Raw genomic sequence first — 14,893 nt, forward strand, 5'->3', positions numbered from 1 at the left:
CGGCTCAGCCGCGCGTTGCGTTCTCTTTCATCTTCGCCAGCGCGATGGCGATGGCCGCGCCGCCCAGGGTCTTGATGAGGCCCGAGTGCTGCGCATAGAACTGGCTCACCTCGTCGATCACGCCGGCATGCTGTTCCTCGGCATGCGCGGCGATCTCGGTCACCTGCGCGGGCGAGAGCTGCGAGGCCTGGTCGGGCGTGATCTGCGTCTGGCCCGGCTGCAGCATGCGCCCGAGCACGCCGCCGGCCAGCGCCGAGGCGGCCGCCGGCCCGAGCGTGGCCAGGATCTGGTTGAGCACGCCGGCCTGCTGCGCCGGCGAGGACTGGCCGAAGAGCTGGCCCACCGTGTCGCCGAAAGGCGGCGTCTGATCGGAGCGCATCGCGGCGGCGAGCCCCGCGCCCAGCTCGCCGGGAGAAGCGTGCTGCGCGACCTGGTCGAGATGGGCTTCGGCGTTGTTGTTGCCGATGGCCTGCTGGAGGATGTCGAGTAAACCCATGGCGAGCTCCTTGGTGATCGGATCAGTTGGCGTCAGCGGGTCACGAGGTGCCAGACCCCGAGCAGCACCGCGGCGCCGACCACCGAGGCGATGAAGCCGGCGCCCGCGCCCGCGGCATACCAGCCCATGGCCTGCCCGGCATAGGTCGCGACCAGCGAGCCGGCGATGCCGAGCACCGCGGTGAGGATGAACCCCATCGAGTTGTTACCCGGCAGCACGGCGCGGGCCAGGAGCCCGGCGATGAAGCCGATCAGAATCGTCCAGATGATGTGCACGGAAACTCCCTGTCCTTGGTGACAACAAGCGCCGCCGCTTTGTTGCGAAAGGCGCCCGGGCATCGTCGTCCCGCCTTCCTGAGCGGCAACTGACGGCGTGCCGTCCCGCAGCCTGGCGGTCGCCAAGGCGCTGGCCGAAAGCGGGAGCATTTCGCTATCCTGCCGGTTGGCCAAGAAGAAGGAAGATGACTTTGCAAACGCACCCTGCCGTCCAAGCCGCCATGGAACGCAGTTTCGGCGCCATTGCCGATCTGGTCCGCCTCCACGCGCAACACACCCCCGACCACGCCGCCCTGGCGGATGCCACCCGCACGCTGGACTACCGCGCGCTCGACGCGCTGATGGACCGCATCGCGGCCAGCCTGCAGCGCGACGGGCTCAAGGCCGGCGACGCCATCGCCATCTGCGCCTCGTCGTCGGTGAACTACGCAGCCGTGTTCCTGGGCGCGCTGCGCGCGGGCATCGCGGTGGCACCGCTGGCGCCCGGCTCCACGCCCGCCAGCCTGGCCCGCATGATCGAGGACGCCGACGCGCGCATCCTGTTCAGCGACGCATCGGCCGCGGAAGTGATCGGCCCCGCGAAGGAAGGCGGCATCCCGCGCGTGGCGCTCGACGGCTCGCAGGTCGGCCGCGGCATCGACGAATGGCTCGCGCCGGCGGGCGCACGGCCCGAGGCCGTCGAGGTGCAGCCCGGCTGGGCCTTCAACATCATCTATTCGTCGGGCACCACGGGCGAGCCCAAGGGCATCGTGCAGGGCCACGGCATGCGCTGGGCCCACGTGCAGCGCGGCGCCAAGTACGAGTACGGCCCCGACACGGTCACGCTGCTGTCGACGCCGCTGTACTCCAACACCACGCTGGTGGTGTTCTTCCCCACGCTGGCCTTCGGCGGCTGCGTGGTGCTGATGCCCAAGTTCGACGCGCTGGGCTACCTGCAGCTGGCGCAGCAGCGCCGCGTGACGCACACCATGCTCGTGCCGGTGCAGTACCAGCGGCTGATGGCGCACCCGCGCTTCGACGAGCACGACCTGTCCTCGTACAGGCACAAGTTCAGCACCAGCGCGCCCTTCGGCGCGGCGCTGAAGGCCGACGTGCTCAAGCGCTGGCCCGGCGGGCTGGTCGAGTTCTACGGCATGACCGAGGGCGGCGGCACCTGCATCCTGGAAGCGCACCTGAATCCCACCAAGCTGCACACCGTCGGCCGCCCGGCCGAGGGCAGCGACATCCGCCTGATCGACGAAGAGGGCAACGAGCTGCCCAGCGGCAACACCGAGGTGGCCGGCGAGGTGGTTGGCCACTCGGCCGGCATGATGACCGGCTACCACCGCCAGCCCGCGAAGACGCGCGAGGCCGAGTGGTTCGACGCCACCGGCAAGCGTTTCATACGCACCGGCGACGTGGGCCGCTTCGACGCCGACGGCTTCCTCACGCTGTTCGACCGCAAGAAGGACATGATCATCAGCGGCGGCTTCAACATCTACCCGAGCGACCTGGAAGCCGTGCTGCGCGGCCACGCGGCGGTGGCCGACGTGGCGGTGGTGGGCGTGCCTTCCGAGCAGTGGGGCGAGACGCCGGCCGCCTTCGTGGTGCGCCGCGACGGCGACGCCACCAGCGAAGACGAGCTGCTGCAGTGGACCAACGCCCAGCTCGGCAAGACCCAGCGCCTGGCGCGCCTCGCCTTCATCGACGAGCTGCCGCGCAGCGCGATCGGCAAGGTGCTCAAGCGCGAACTGCGTGAACTCGTCGGCCGCTGACACCGGCGCGGCGGCGCCCGACCACGAGGGCGGCGGCAACGGCCTGCTGTGGGTGCTGGTCGCCGTCGCGGTATTGTTCGCGTTCCTGCGCCCGCGCGCGCCGATGGACTGGCTGAGGCTGGTCGACTGGCAGACGGTGGGCGCGCTCGCGGGGCTGCTGGCCATCACGCAGGGCGTGGAGCGCAGCGGCATGCTGCAGTCCGCCGCGCAGCGCCTGCTGGCCCGCACGCACAACCAGCGCAGCTTGGCAATGCTGCTGACGGCCAGCGCGGCATTTCTCTCGGCGCTGGTCACCAACGACGTGAGCCTCTTCTTGCTGGTGCCGCTCACGCGCGTGCTCGCCACGCAGGCGCACCTGCCGCTGGCGCGGCTGGTGGTGCTGCAGGCGCTGGCGGTGAATGCGGGCTCTGCCCTCACGCCCATCGGCAATCCGCAGAACCTGTATCTGTGGCATCGCTCGGGCGAGGGCTTCGTCGCCTTCATGGGGATGATGGGGCCGACGGTGGCGGTGATGCTGTTCTGGGTCTTCGTCGCGGTGTGGCTGCTGGTGCCGCGCACGCCCATCGAGCTGAAGCCGGAAGCCGAAGCCGCGCCGGTGCAGCCGCGCATGCTGGCGCTGTCGGCGCTGCTCTTCGTCGGCTTCGTGGTCGCGCTCGACCGGCACTGGCTGCTGGCGGGGCTGGGCGTGGTGTTCGGCGTGTTCCTGGTGGCCTATCCGCGCGTGCTGCGCGGCATCGACTGGGCGCTGCTCGCGATCATCGCGCTGATGTTCGTGGACCTGCGGCAGCTCGCGGAGCTGCCCGCCGTGGTGGCGCTTCTGGGCCACTGGCCGATCACCGAGGGCTGGCGCGCGTACCTCGCGGCCATCGTCACCTCGCAGTTCATCAGCAACGTGCCGGCCGCCATCCTGCTGGACGGCCACGTGCGCGACCTGCCGGCGCTGGCGGCCGGCGTGAGCGTGGGCGGTTTCGGCTGCGTGCTGGGCTCGCTGGCCAACCTGATCGCGCTGCGGCTCGCCAAGCTGCCGAACGGGCTGCGCGAGTTCCACCGCATCAGCATTCCGTTCCTGCTGGTGTGCGCGGCCTCGGCGCTGCTGCTGCGGCTGGGATGACAGCGGCGGATAGGCGTCGGACAATCGCGTCCTCCCTTCCCCGCCCCTTCCCATGCACACGCCCGCCACGCATACCCTGGCCCTGCGCGACTACGGCCACTCTCACGGCAGCCATGCGCACGAGCATTTCCAGGTGCTGATCGGCCTGGACGGCGTGCTCGAGATCGAGGTGGAAGGCCGCGGCGCCGGCATCGCCGCCGGCGAGGCGCAGGTGGTCGCGCCGGGCGACCGGCACGACTTCAGCGCGCGCAGGCACGGTGCCGTGTGCCTGGTGCTCGACACCACCCATGCGGGCTGGGCCCGCTGCGCCGAACGCGCATCTCCCGATTCGCCCCAGCTGCACACCCTGGCGCGCTACCTTGCGCAATGCATGAAGCAGCCGGAGGCCTCGGCGCTGGCCCTGCAGCACGGCCCCGCGCTGCTGCTGGAGGCATGGAATCCGGCACCGGCATCCTCATCGGATTCGCGCCGCCGCCGCATCGACTGGCGCCTGCTCGCCGACTGGGCCCGCTCCCGCTGGCATGAGCCGCTGTCCGTGGCCGACCTCGCCGAAGTCACCTGCCTGAGCCCCAGCCAGTTCGCGCAGCGCTGCCGCGACGAGCAGGGCATGGGCGCGATGCAGTGGCTGCGCTCGCTGCGGCTGGCGCATGCGCGCGAACTGCGACTCGGCGGCATGAGCGTGGCGGAGACGGCGCGCCGCACGGGCTACCGCTCGCCGTCGGCGCTCACGGCCGCCCTCCGACGCTGAGGCGCTGAAGCTCCTGCGGCCGGAAGACCGTCGTTTCGCGACGACGGACCGGCGTTGCGCGACGACCACATCGCGTAGCCTCGCCGTCCATGCCATCGACCGCCTACGCCCTGATCGCCATCGCCCTGTGGACCACGCTCGCCTCGCTGGGCACGGCCCTGTCGCCTCTGCCGCCCTTCCTGCTCACGGGCCTGGCGCTCATCGTCGGCAGCGTGCCGAGCTGGCCGCTGGTGCTGCGCGACCGCGCCGCCTGGAAGGTGCCGCCGCGCACGCTGGCGCTGGGGATCTACGGGCTCTTCGGCTATCACTTCCTGCTGTTCATCGCGCTGCGCTACGCGCCGCCGGTCGAGGCCAACCTGGTCAACTACCTGTGGCCGTTGCTGATGGTGGTGCTGGCACCGGTGCTGCTGCCGGGCGTGTCGCTGCGGCCGCTGCACCTGGTGGCGGGGGTGCTGGGCTTCGCGGGGGCCGCGGCGGCGATCCTCGGGGCGGGCGGCGGCAATGCGTCCTTCTCGGGCTACCGGGGCTTCCTGCCGGCGCTGGCCTCGGCCTTCGTCTGGGCCAGCTATTCGCTGTGGACGAAGCGCGTGCCGGCCTTCCCGACCTCGGCGATCGGCCTGTTCGGGCTGGTCTCGGGCGCGCTCTCGCTGGCCTGCCACGCGGTGCTGGAGCCCTCGGTGGCGCTGTCGGGCCGCGACTGGCTGCTGCTGGTGCTCTGCGGCCTCGGCCCGCTGGGCGCGGCGTTCTTCGTGTGGGACATGGCGCTCAAGCGCGGCGACGCGCGGCAGATCGGCATCCTGAGCTACATCACGCCGCTGGGCTCGACGGCGCTGCTGCTGCTCGTGACCGGGCGTCCGCTGACCTGGACCATCGTGCTCGCGGCCTGGCTGATCATCTCGGCGGCGATCATGGGCACGCGCGCGCGGTGATGCGTGCGTGCTGAATCAGGCTGTATCCGACGGGGCGGCTTCATTTTTTGTGGCTAGAGTGGAGGCTCAGGAAAAAAGGAGCCAACCCACATGGACGACAAGAACAGGGATTTCGAGATCACGCCCAAGCTGGTGTTCGACCTGAACCTGGCGCTGTACCTCGACCTGGTGGCCGCGCTGGAGGGCGCGGGCGCCGTCACCTACCGCCAGATGGCGGCCCGGGTGCTCAACATCAGCATGGATGCGCGCAGCGACGGCGAAACCGGCCTGTCGACGGTGCTCGAGGGCATCGCCCGGGGCTTCGCGGGCCACGGCGACGGCCTGTCGATCGAACTGCTGAAGGCCGCGCGCGGACTGCGCGAGGACGATGCGCTGGGCGACATCCCGCTGCGGCCCGACCTGGGCTGAGCGCCGGCCCCGCCACCCGGGCCCGGGCTATCGGGGCTACTTGTAGTCGAGGGTGAAGGTGGCGGTGCCGTCCGCGCGTCCCGGCGTCACCTTGTCGGCGGTCTGGTAGTAGCGCGCGGTGTAGGGCAGCACGTAGTCGCCGTCCTTCGACGGCCCGACCAGCGCCTCGTCGCCGAACTTGACCGGCTGGCTCTGGTTGTCCACCACCTGGATGCCCACGCCGGTCGCGGTGCCCGTGCCGCCCTGGGTGATCTTCAGCACCCCCTGCACGTTCGACGGGTCCGGCGTGGCGTCCATGCGCAGGTAGACGGTGTTCTGCGCGTTCTGCCCGGCCTTGCAGTTGAGCCTGATGTCGAATTTGCGGTCACCCGTGGTCGTGCCCTTGCCCTTGAAGTTGTTCTGGGGCACCTTGCCGAAATCCACCGTGATGTTGCGCGAGCCCAGGTCCACCGAGCACGAGGGCGTGATGATGGTGATGCCCTCGCCCAGCAGGTTCGTCGTGAGCACCGACTTGTTGTCCGCCACGCTGTAGTACTGCGTGTAGGTGCCCTGGGCCAGCGGGCCGTTGCCGGTCACGGCCGCGATCTTGAACAGCTCCACCTGGAAGCGGGAAGCCGCGTTGAAGTCGCCGAAATCCGTGGTGGTCGAGCGATCGTGCGGGTAGTAGTTGACCGAGGTCTGGTCGAAGTAGCGCGACAGCCGGATGCCGACGCCGGGCACGTTGGTGGTGTACACGTGGTCGTAGCCCGCCACGGGGGAGCCCTGCAGCATGACGCCCTTCACGTTGCCGCCGCCCGAGCAGGTCCACGGCTTGTTGGTGGTGCCCGACAGAGGCAGCGGGAAGAGCTGGCTCTTGAACATGGTGCCGACCGCGGCGTCGTTCGGAATGACGACCCGGCCCATCGCCATGTTGACGGTCTTCTCGATGTAGCCCGGCGTCACGTAGCAGGCGGCGCGCGCGGCCTGCGCGCCGAACAGCACAGCAAGGGCCCCGAGGGTCGGAATGGCGAGGCGCGCGATCTTCATCGCGCCGGATGGATGGCTGCTGCGGCTCATTCCGCTCCCTTCGGTTGCACGGCGTCCGGCCCGGTGGCGGCGCACTGGCCGTTCAGCTCGCGGATCGGCGGCGGGTTCTTTTCGTCGGGCAGACTGTAGGGCACGACGCACTGGTCGGCCTGGCCCTGGCCCCATCGCACGGTCAGCCGCCCGCTGTCGGCCGCGCCGGTCACGAAGGACTGGCCGTCGGGCCCGACGATGCCGACCTCCTGGCCCGCCTCGTTCTCGATCTTCGAGCCCAGCGGCAGGGCCCGGCCCTTGCTGTCGGTGAGCACCATCAGCAGGCGGAAGCCCACCGAGGTCTCGAATTTCGCGACCACCACGGCGCCGCGGGTGGGCACCAGTTCGGTCGCGGCGTTCTTCACTTCCACGGTGTCGCCGAGGTCGCTCGTGCGCACGGCCAGCCGGTTCAGCCGGTACGGCGTGAGGTTGGGAATGACCGCGTTGCCGGCCCGGTCGGTCGCCACGCCGGGCTGCGACTCGAAGCCCACGCCCTGCGCCTTGGGCGCCTGCACCAGCGCCACCGTCTCGCCCAGCGGCTGCGACGCCGTGACGCCGCCGCCGTGGAACAGCAGGCCGCCGGCCACGCCGACGGTGCTCTGGCCGTAGCCGCGGCCCTGCGAGTAACCCAGGTCGAGCCGGCCCACGGACGACAGGTAGCTGGCGCTCGCGCTGGCGCTGCTGCCGCTGTCCTGGTTCGCATGGCTGGCCGTGACGTTGTAGGTCAGGCGGCTGTCGTCGAAGGCCGAGCCGTAGACGCTGGCCTGCTGGTTGAGGCGGCCGGTGCTGTCGCGGTTGACGGCGTACTGCGCGGTGGCGCGGGTGTCGCCCAGCGGAATGCTCAGCGTGAACATCAGCTGGCGCACCGGCGCCCGGTTCAGGCTGGTGGTGTAGTTGTAGTAGACGCTGTAGCCGAACTGCCTGTAGTTGCCCGAGTAGCCGACCTGCACCAGCCTGTCCTTCGCGCTGGTGCCCCAGTAGCTCTGCTGGCGGGCCGAGGCGAAGACGCTGCCCCAGTCCTTGATCTGCTGCGAGACCTCGAAGCGGATCTCGTTGCGTCGGCTGTTGAAGGACTCGAAGGGCAGCAGGTCCTGCATCTGCACCGCTTCCTGGAAGGTGCGGAAGCCGCTGGTCGAGTAGCGGTAGCCCGCCACGCGGAAATTGGTGCCCGACGAGAGGATGGCCTTCGAGTAGAGGAAGCGCAGCGACTGCCCGTTGAAGTTGCGCTCGCCGTTGACCGGCGTGCGGTCGGTGGTGCGCGCGGCCGAGAGGTCGACCGAGACCGCGCCGAAGTCCTTCATGTTCTTGCCCACGCCCACCAGCACCGACTGGTAGATGTTGGCCGCCAGCAGGCCGCCGTAGAGCGTGAACTCGTTGCCGAGGCCGCGCGCCAGCGTCGCCTGCACGAAGGCGGGCTGCGTCAGCGTGGGACGGCTCCCGGTGCTCGTCGTGCCGGAGTAGTTGTTGCGGTACTTGCCCACGGTGGCCGAGTAGCGCCAGGTGCCTTCGCGCAGCAGCGTGGGCACGGCGGAGAAGGCCTGCGTGTACTTGATCTCGCGGCCGTCGGCCTCGGTGATGGTCACCTCGATGTCGCCGCTCGATGCGGTCGGGTAGAGGTCGTCGATCACGAACGGGCCCGGCGCCACGAAGGTGCTGTAGATCACGTAGCCGTTCTGCCGGACCGTGACGCGCGCGTTGGTCTGCGCCACCCCGCGCACGGTGGGCGCGTAGCCCTGCTGGCTGTCGGGCAGCATCGCGTCGTCCGACGAGAGCTGCACGCCGCGGAACGGCACGCTGTCGAAGAAGTTGCCGGGCGTGTTGCCGTCGCCGATCAGCAGCTGCCCGTTGATCGAGGCGATGTCGCGCTGCGCGTAGGTGTTGATGCCCTGCCAGCGGCTCTGGCCGTCGATGCCGCGGTTGTAGGTGGAGAAGTGGCGAAAGCGCCAGTCCTCGTAGTTGAAGCCGGCGCGCAGGCCCGCGAACAGCGTGTTGCGCTGCAGGGTCTTGCCGGTCTGGGCGAAGGGATTTCCGTCGAACACGCTCTGCGGCGTGGCGAACGGATTGACGTCGTTGCGGTACTTGTCGCCGCTGTAGCGCGCGAAGTTGAGCTGGTAGTCCAGCATGCCGGCGGTGACGCCCTTGTCCCACTTCTCGGGGCCGACCGCGCCGCGCGCCGAGCGCTTCAGCGCCGCCTGCGGGATGCTGACGTACAGGCGCTGCTTGCCGGCGTCGTAGCTGTACCTGGCCTCGGGGCTGATGGCGGACAGGTCGACGCAGGCGTCTTCCGCCAGGTTCGCGAGCGCCGCGAACACCGCCACGTTGACACCCCAGTCGTCGAGCATGCCGCGCGTGATGCAGGCCTCGGCGTCGTTCTTGCCTTCCTTCGGGACGAAGCGGATTCCGGCCTGGCCGGTCGAGCGGTCGTTGAGCGTCACGTCGACCGTGTACGTGCCCGCGAGCACGCGGTTGCCGAAGGAGAAGAGCGAAAGGTCCGCGTGGGGCTGGTCGCCGCCGATGTTCAGGAATTCCTCGTTGAAGCTGGAGGCGGCCAGTTGTTGCTGCGGTTGCTCCTGCGCGTGGCCGGTCGCGCCGAGTGCGCCGAACAGGGCGGCGCACAGGGTCAGCCGGAACGGCGCGCAAGGAGCAGGCAGGCAGCGCATGGCGGTTCGTCTCAGCGCCTGGCGCCGTCGGCGGGCGGCGGGGGAACGACCTCGACCGTCACCGTCGCGGGCTCGGCGGCCGCCGGCACCTGGACGCGCTCCTCGGGCGTCTCGCCGCCGTAGTCGTTGAGCGTGGTGTAGCCGACCTGCACCGCCTGCGGCGCCTTCACCGCGCTCAGCGGGTAGCTGCTCTCGCCGAAGGGCGGGACCATGTCGGCGTTGATGAGCTGCTGGCCATTGTTGACGTTCAGCGCGGTGAAGGTCACGTGATAGGCCGTGGGATTGGCGATGCGCAGCACGGCGCCCTGCCCCTGCGCGCCGGCGCTCACTGCCCACTTGAGCTGGCCGCGCGACTGGTCGGACTTGCCCTGCAGATTCGACGGCCGGTAGAACACCTTGATGCGGCTGCGCACCGCGATCTGGAGCACGTTCTCCTCCTTCGACTTCTCGGGAATCTCCTTGACGTTGAGCCAGAACACCGACTCGCGGTCCGACGGCAGTTCGCCGGCCGTGCGCATGATGCGCAGGATGTTCTCCATGCCCGGGTCGAGCCGCGACAGCGGCGGCGTGACGAGCAGCGGCGTCTTGTTCCGGCCCTCGCCGGCGTCGATCCAGGCCTGGACCACGTAGGGCGAGACGCCGGTGTTCTTCACCGGAATCGAGGCCTCGCGGTCCTTCTCGCCGAGGATCACGCGGGTGCCGCCGAGCATCACGCCCGCACCGGCCGGCCACTGCAGGCCCAGCGTCAGCAGGATGGCGAGAGCCCATCGGAAGCGGTTGTTGCTGCTCATAGGAAAGAAGAGAGAAGAAATCCCCGGCCCGGGCGAAACGCATGGGGCACGCGAACCCCGGCACGGCGGCGCATGCCGGAGCACCGTCGGAAAAATGCGGGAGAGAAAGAAAGAAGGGATGCCGGCGCCGGCGGGACATGGAGTCCGGGCGCGGCGCCTGGCATGGGCGGCATCGCCGGCCGGCGCGAAGCGGCAGGCCGTGGATGCCGCGGGAAGCTGCTTACTTGTAGGCGACGGTGAACTGCGCGACCGAGTTGGCCGGACCGACCGTCACGGCCGTCTTGGTGGCAACGTAGGCAGCCTGGAAGTTCAGCGAGTTGTCGCCGAGGCCCAGGACGTACTGGCCCGATTCCGAACCCAGCGGGATCTTGGTGCCGGCCGAGTCGCCGAGTTCGATGGCCACGCCCGAAGCCGAGCCCACGCCGACCTGGCCGGCATTGGCGATGCGCAGGTTGGTGGCGTCGTCGAGGTCTGCCGTGCCCGAGAAGGTCACGGTCGCGCCCTTGGCGGTCGCGCCGCAGCCGAGCAGGTCGATCTTGAACTTGGAGGGGGTGGCCTTCTTGCCGACCACTGCCGTGCCGGCGGTGGCGCCGTCGAACGCAGTGCGCGAAACCTTGCCCAGGGGCACGGTCATGTTCTGGCTGTTGGGCGAAATCGAGCAGGGTGCGTCGACGATCTCACCGGTGAAATTGATGGTGCCGTCGGCGGCGAAAGCACCTTGCGACAGCACGCCGGCGGCTGCCAAAGCTGCGAACCTGGCGAATACGAACTTCTTCATTTCTTGCGTTCCCTGGGGGTTGATTGACTGGACTGCGACCTGCTGCTGCAAGGCAGGCGCGCAGTCTATGCAGACAATGACGCAAGATGACGGTTCATTACCGCCAATTAACTGTAGTTAACAGTGTTGTTTGAATGTGCGTGAAATTAACACGCGAGTTAACAACTCGACACTACATTTCCGCAACCTGCAGCACCAGCTTGCCGAAGTTCTCGCCCGCGAAGAGCTTGTTGAGCGACTCGGGGAAGGTATCGAGCCCCTTCACGATGTCTTCCTTGCTCTTCATGCGCCCATCCTTCAGGTAGCCGGCCATTTCCGCGATGGCGATGTGGTACCGGTCGGCATAGTCGAACACCACGATGCCTTCCATGCGGGCGCGGTTCACCAGCAGGCTCAGGTAGTTCTTCGGACCGGCGGCCGGCATGCTGTTGGCGTTGTTGTACTGGCTGATGGCGCCGCAGATGATGATGCGGGCCTTGCGCGCGAGTCGCGCCAGCACCATGTCGAGGATCTCGCCGCCGACGTTGTCGAAGTAGATGTCCACGCCCTTCGGGCAGTGCGTCTTGAGGCCCTCGCGCACCGCGGCGGCGCCGGCCTTGTAGTCGATGCAGGCGTCGAAGCCCAGCTCCTTCACCACCCAGTCGCACTTGGCCTCGCCGCCGGCGATGCCGACCACGCGGCAGCCCTTGATCTTGGCCAGCTGGCCCACGGTCTGGCCGACCGCGCCGGCCGCGCCGGAGACCACCACGGTCTCGCCCGGCTTGGGCATGCCCACGTCCATCAGGCCGAAGTAGCCGGTCATGCCGGGCATGCCCAGCACGTTGAGCCACTGGGTGATGGTGCCCACGCGCAGGTCGATCTTCACCAGGCCGTTGCGCTTGATCTGGTCTTCGGGGATCAGGATGTATTCCTGCACGCCCAGCGTGCCGTAGACGGTGTCGCCCACCGCGAACTGCGGGTTCTTCGAGGCGATGACGCGGCCGACGCCGCCGGCGCGCATCACTTCGTCGATGCCCACGGGCGGGATGTAGCTCTTGGCGTCGTTGAGCCAGCCGCGCATGGCGGGGTCGAGCGACAGCGACAGCGTCTTGACGAGCACGCCGCCCTCGGCCGGCTCGCCGACGGGCTCGGTGGTGAATTTCCAATTCTCGCGGGTGGCCGTGCCCTCGGGGCGCTTGGCGAGGCGGACCTGGTGGTTGGTGAGGGGGCTGCTCATGGTGTCTCCTTGACCGTGAATGACAGGCGCTGGCGCGCGGGCGCCTGCATCGTAGTCGCGGGTCGGGACCGGGCTGGTAGCGCAGGTGACAGGCGCCCCGGCCCCGCCCTGCCGGCTTCTCAGGCCAGCCTGACGACGATCCGCAACCCCGGCTGCGCGTTGCCGACCGTCAGCTTGCCGCCGTGCGCCTCGGCGATCAACCGGCACAGGTACATGCCGAGGCCGACGCCGCCGGTGGCGCGCGCCCGGGCGCCGTCGGTGCGGTAGAAGGGTTCGGTCAGGCGCTCGAGCTGTTCGTCGTCCACGCCGGGGCCGTGGTCGCGCACCTCGATCTCCACGCCCTGCCGGCTGCCCTCGAGCACCGCGCGCAGCGACACGCACGGCGGCCGGGGCGCGTCGGCGCTGTAGCGCAGCGCGTTGTCCAGCAGGTTGCGCACCAGCAGGCGGATGCGCATGCGGTCCACGCCGTGCGCAGGCAGGCCCTCGGCCAGGTCGAGGTGCACGTGCTCCGCGCCAGGCATCTCGGCCACGATCTCGCGGATCAGCGACGCCAGGTCGACCGGCTCGCGCTGCAGGGCCACGTGCGGGCTCGCGAGGCGCTCGCTTTCGAGCAGGTCGCTGATGAGGTCGCGCATCTCGTTGAGGTCGCGCAGCAGCGCGTCGCGCTCGGCCTGCCCTTCGGGCGTGGCCGGCAGCAGCTCGGCGTTGAGCCGGGCGCGCGTGAGCGGCGAGCGCAGCTCGTGGCTCAGCGCCAGCAGCAGCCCGCGCTTGGCGTCGAGCATGGCCTGGATGTCCTCGGCCATGGTGTTGATGCGCTCGGCCAGGTCGCCGAGGTCGTCGTTGCGGCGCACCGGAATGGGCTGTGTGAACTCGCCGCGGCCGAAGCGCTGCGCGCCCTCGCGGATGTCGATCAGCGGCCGCAGCAGTCGGCTCACGTAGGCGTATGCCAGCAGCACGCACGACAGCAGCAGGCCGAGCGTGGCCCAGCCGATGACGCGCGGCGCCAGCTGCCAGAGCTTGGGCGACCAGCCGAAGATCACGCGGTGGCCGTCGGCCGTGGGGCGGATGAACCACTTGTCGCCGCCGAACACGTCTTCGCGGTCGTGCATCCAGCCGCCGGGGCCGTTCGCGCCGCCGGGGTTGGAATCCCAGTTGACCTTGGGGCCGACGATGCGGATGGTGATCGGCAATCGCGCCACCAGCGCCTGCGCACGCGACACGTCGGGCGGCGTGCCGATCTCGGCCACGAGGCGGTCGGCGTAGTCGGTCAGCATCGGCTTGGCGGCCTCGGCCCAGCCGGTGGAGAACGACTTCTTCATGCCGCCCATGAACACCGCCGCCATCACCAGCGCGAGCATCACGAACATCAGCACCAGCCGCACGCGCAGCGAACGGCGCCAGCGGCGCTTGCCCTGCACCTTTTCGTTCCAGCGCGCGTGCCACTTGGCGTGCCAGTCGCCGCGCGTCATCTCGTCGCGGCATTCTTCGCCGCGCCACCGCATCCTGCGGGACTCCCTGCTTCGGCCGAAATTCATGCAGGCTCGCTACGGGCCACCGCCAGCGCATAGCCCGCGTTGCGCAGCGTCTTGATGCAGTCCAGCGGCTCCAGCTTCTTGCGCAGGCGGCTCACGACGATGTCGACGGCGCGCGTGTAGAGCTCGGCCTCGTGGCCGCGCAGGCGGTTGAGGATGTCGTCGCGGCTGAACACCTTGCCGGGCTCGGCCGCCAGCAGCGCGAGCAGCTCGAACTCGGTGCCGGTGAGCTCCACCCGCTCGCCGTGGCGCAGCACCTGGCGCCGGTCGAGGTCGATCGACAGGCCGTCGAACACGCGGTGCTGCGTGCCGTTGGCCGCAGCCTGCGGCGTGCTGCGCTGGCGGCGCAGGATGGTCTGCACGCGCGCCACCAGTTCGCGCGGCTCGAAGGGCTTGGGCACGTAGTCGTCGGCGCCGAGCTCGAGGCCGACCACGCGGTCCATCACTTCGCCGCGGGCGGTGAGCATCACGATGGGAATGTCGCTTTCCTTGCGGATCTCGCGGCACAGCGCGAAGCCGTCCATCTCGGGCAGCATGACGTCGAGGATGGCCGCGTCGTAGGTGCCTGCGCGCAGCTTGGCCAGGCCGTCGCTCGGGCGCACGGCGCTCTCGAGCGTGCAGCCGAAGCGTGCGAAGTAGGTGGTCAGCGGCGCGGCGAGGTGTTCGTCGTCGTCGATCAGCAGGATGCGCGGCATGGCGGGATTGTGCCTCCGGACAAGAAATTGGCGGATGACTTCGCTGACCATCAGACCCGCCGGCATCGCACCGCCCAGGTCAGGCCCGTCACGAGAACGGAAAGCAGCAGCGCGTGGTAGACCACGTCGGGCACGGTGCGCGGACCGATGCCCGCGATGATGGTGCCGAGCCCGACCAGCGTGCCCAGCAGCGCGAAGCCCTGGCCGAAGATGGCGGCGCGGCGCGCGTGGTGCGGCCGCAGCCAGGTCTCGACCGAGGCCAGCACGAGCACGGTGGCGATCACCGCCTCGGCGGTTCGGGCCGCCGTGTGCGCGTAGCCGGGCACGAGGAGCCCCGCGTGCACCATCGACGCGATGCCCAGCGTGAGCGCCTCCGTCAGCATCCATGCGCGCGCGGCCGGCGCGTGCACGGCATGGGAAGCGGTGGGGTCGCGGCTCATGCGG

General features: G+C 69.7%; 15 protein-coding genes. 5 read left to right on the forward strand and 10 right to left on the reverse strand.

What is annotated here, in order from left to right; genetic code table 11:
• Nucleotides 1-4 precede the first annotated feature (4 nt).
• Nucleotides 5-496 (reverse strand): hypothetical protein, encoded by a 492-nt coding sequence (locus SFB74_RS30435; protein WP_432728115.1) that lies wholly within the window; start codon nt 494-496, stop codon nt 5-7.
• Between the two features lie 32 nt (nt 497-528).
• Complete coding sequence (locus SFB74_RS30440) at nt 529-771, reverse strand: GlsB/YeaQ/YmgE family stress response membrane protein (protein WP_093206317.1); 243 nt, start codon at nt 769-771, stop codon at nt 529-531.
• A gap of 221 nt (nt 772-992) precedes the next feature.
• Here SFB74_RS30440 and SFB74_RS30445 point away from each other — a divergent pair, with 221 nt between their 5' ends.
• From SFB74_RS30445 to SFB74_RS30465, 5 genes are all read left to right on the forward strand, one after another.
• A complete protein-coding gene (locus SFB74_RS30445) occupies nt 993-2,525 on the forward strand; it encodes a class I adenylate-forming enzyme family protein (RefSeq protein WP_432728116.1) in 1,533 nt (510 codons plus the stop codon).
• Nucleotides 2,506-3,636: an SLC13 family permease gene (locus SFB74_RS30450; protein WP_432728117.1), complete on the forward strand. Its 1,131-nt coding sequence runs from the start codon at nt 2,506-2,508 to the stop codon at nt 3,634-3,636. Before SFB74_RS30445 ends, SFB74_RS30450 begins: the two co-directional genes overlap by 20 nt.
• A gap of 52 nt (nt 3,637-3,688) precedes the next feature.
• Nucleotides 3,689-4,384 carry an AraC family transcriptional regulator gene (locus SFB74_RS30455; RefSeq protein ID WP_432728118.1) on the forward strand — a complete coding sequence of 232 codons (696 nt, stop codon included), beginning with the start codon at nt 3,689-3,691 and terminating at the stop codon, nt 4,382-4,384.
• Nucleotides 4,385-4,473: 89 nt separating this feature from the next.
• Complete coding sequence (locus SFB74_RS30460; RefSeq protein WP_432728119.1) at nt 4,474-5,313, forward strand: DMT family transporter; 840 nt, start codon at nt 4,474-4,476, stop codon at nt 5,311-5,313.
• Between the two features lie 90 nt (nt 5,314-5,403).
• On the forward strand, nt 5,404-5,721 hold the full coding sequence (locus SFB74_RS30465; protein WP_432728120.1) for a hypothetical protein: 318 nt from the start codon (nt 5,404-5,406) through the stop codon (nt 5,719-5,721).
• Nucleotides 5,722-5,757: 36 nt separating this feature from the next.
• Here the strand turns inward: SFB74_RS30465 and SFB74_RS30470 are convergent, their stop codons facing one another.
• The 8 genes from SFB74_RS30470 to SFB74_RS30505 all read right to left on the reverse strand — a co-directional run bounded on the left by SFB74_RS30470 (nt 5,758) and on the right by SFB74_RS30505 (nt 14,889).
• Nucleotides 5,758-6,777, reverse strand: coding sequence for a fimbrial protein (locus tag SFB74_RS30470; RefSeq protein WP_432728121.1), 1,020 nt, complete (start codon nt 6,775-6,777; stop codon nt 5,758-5,760).
• Nucleotides 6,774-9,437 carry a fimbria/pilus outer membrane usher protein gene (locus tag SFB74_RS30475; RefSeq protein WP_432728122.1) on the reverse strand — a complete coding sequence of 888 codons (2,664 nt, stop codon included), beginning with the start codon at nt 9,435-9,437 and terminating at the stop codon, nt 6,774-6,776. Before SFB74_RS30475 ends, SFB74_RS30470 begins: the two co-directional genes overlap by 4 nt.
• 11 nt (nt 9,438-9,448) lie before the next feature.
• Nucleotides 9,449-10,228: a fimbrial biogenesis chaperone gene (locus SFB74_RS30480; protein WP_432728123.1), complete on the reverse strand. Its 780-nt coding sequence runs from the start codon at nt 10,226-10,228 to the stop codon at nt 9,449-9,451.
• A gap of 220 nt (nt 10,229-10,448) precedes the next feature.
• Nucleotides 10,449-11,006 (reverse strand): fimbrial protein, encoded by a 558-nt coding sequence (locus SFB74_RS30485; RefSeq protein WP_432728124.1) that lies wholly within the window; start codon nt 11,004-11,006, stop codon nt 10,449-10,451.
• Between the two features lie 172 nt (nt 11,007-11,178).
• Nucleotides 11,179-12,222: an NADP-dependent oxidoreductase gene (locus SFB74_RS30490; RefSeq protein ID WP_432728125.1), complete on the reverse strand. Its 1,044-nt coding sequence runs from the start codon at nt 12,220-12,222 to the stop codon at nt 11,179-11,181.
• Nucleotides 12,223-12,341: 119 nt separating this feature from the next.
• Entirely contained in the window at nt 12,342-13,691 is a 1,350-nt protein-coding gene (locus SFB74_RS30495; protein ID WP_432728126.1) for an ATP-binding protein, read from the reverse strand.
• 62 nt (nt 13,692-13,753) lie between these two features.
• Nucleotides 13,754-14,449 (reverse strand): response regulator transcription factor, encoded by a 696-nt coding sequence (locus SFB74_RS30500; protein WP_432728127.1) that lies wholly within the window; start codon nt 14,447-14,449, stop codon nt 13,754-13,756.
• A gap of 50 nt (nt 14,450-14,499) precedes the next feature.
• Nucleotides 14,500-14,889 (reverse strand): hypothetical protein, encoded by a 390-nt coding sequence (locus SFB74_RS30505; RefSeq protein WP_432728128.1) that lies wholly within the window; start codon nt 14,887-14,889, stop codon nt 14,500-14,502.
• Between the last annotated feature and the right edge of the window lie 4 nt (nt 14,890-14,893).

It is taken from the genome of Variovorax xiamenensis, assembly GCF_050916385.1.
In the GTDB taxonomy this organism is placed as follows: domain Bacteria; phylum Pseudomonadota; class Gammaproteobacteria; order Burkholderiales; family Burkholderiaceae_C; genus Variovorax.

Bases quoted from the DNA above. Each gene is read 5' to 3' on its own strand.
- SFB74_RS30435 (WP_432728115.1), bottom strand. From the start codon at position 496: ATGGGTTTACTCGACATCCTCCAGCAGGCCATCGGCAACAACAACGCC.
- SFB74_RS30445 (WP_432728116.1), top strand. From the start codon at position 993: ATGGAACGCAGTTTCGGCGCCATTGCCGATCTGGTCCGCCTCCACGCG.
- SFB74_RS30455 (WP_432728118.1), top strand. From the start codon at position 3,689: ATGCACACGCCCGCCACGCATACCCTGGCCCTGCGCGACTACGGCCAC.
- SFB74_RS30460 (WP_432728119.1), top strand. From the start codon at position 4,474: ATGCCATCGACCGCCTACGCCCTGATCGCCATCGCCCTGTGGACCACG.
- SFB74_RS30465 (WP_432728120.1), top strand. From the start codon at position 5,404: ATGGACGACAAGAACAGGGATTTCGAGATCACGCCCAAGCTGGTGTTC.
- SFB74_RS30470 (WP_432728121.1), bottom strand. From the start codon at position 6,777: ATGAGCCGCAGCAGCCATCCATCCGGCGCGATGAAGATCGCGCGCCTC.
- SFB74_RS30475 (WP_432728122.1), bottom strand. From the start codon at position 9,437: ATGCGCTGCCTGCCTGCTCCTTGCGCGCCGTTCCGGCTGACCCTGTGC.
- SFB74_RS30480 (WP_432728123.1), bottom strand. From the start codon at position 10,228: ATGAGCAGCAACAACCGCTTCCGATGGGCTCTCGCCATCCTGCTGACG.
- SFB74_RS30485 (WP_432728124.1), bottom strand. From the start codon at position 11,006: ATGAAGAAGTTCGTATTCGCCAGGTTCGCAGCTTTGGCAGCCGCCGGC.
- SFB74_RS30490 (WP_432728125.1), bottom strand. From the start codon at position 12,222: ATGAGCAGCCCCCTCACCAACCACCAGGTCCGCCTCGCCAAGCGCCCC.
- SFB74_RS30495 (WP_432728126.1), bottom strand. From the start codon at position 13,691: ATGACGCGCGGCGACTGGCACGCCAAGTGGCACGCGCGCTGGAACGAA.
- SFB74_RS30500 (WP_432728127.1), bottom strand. From the start codon at position 14,449: ATGCCGCGCATCCTGCTGATCGACGACGACGAACACCTCGCCGCGCCG.
- SFB74_RS30505 (WP_432728128.1), bottom strand. From the start codon at position 14,889: ATGAGCCGCGACCCCACCGCTTCCCATGCCGTGCACGCGCCGGCCGCG.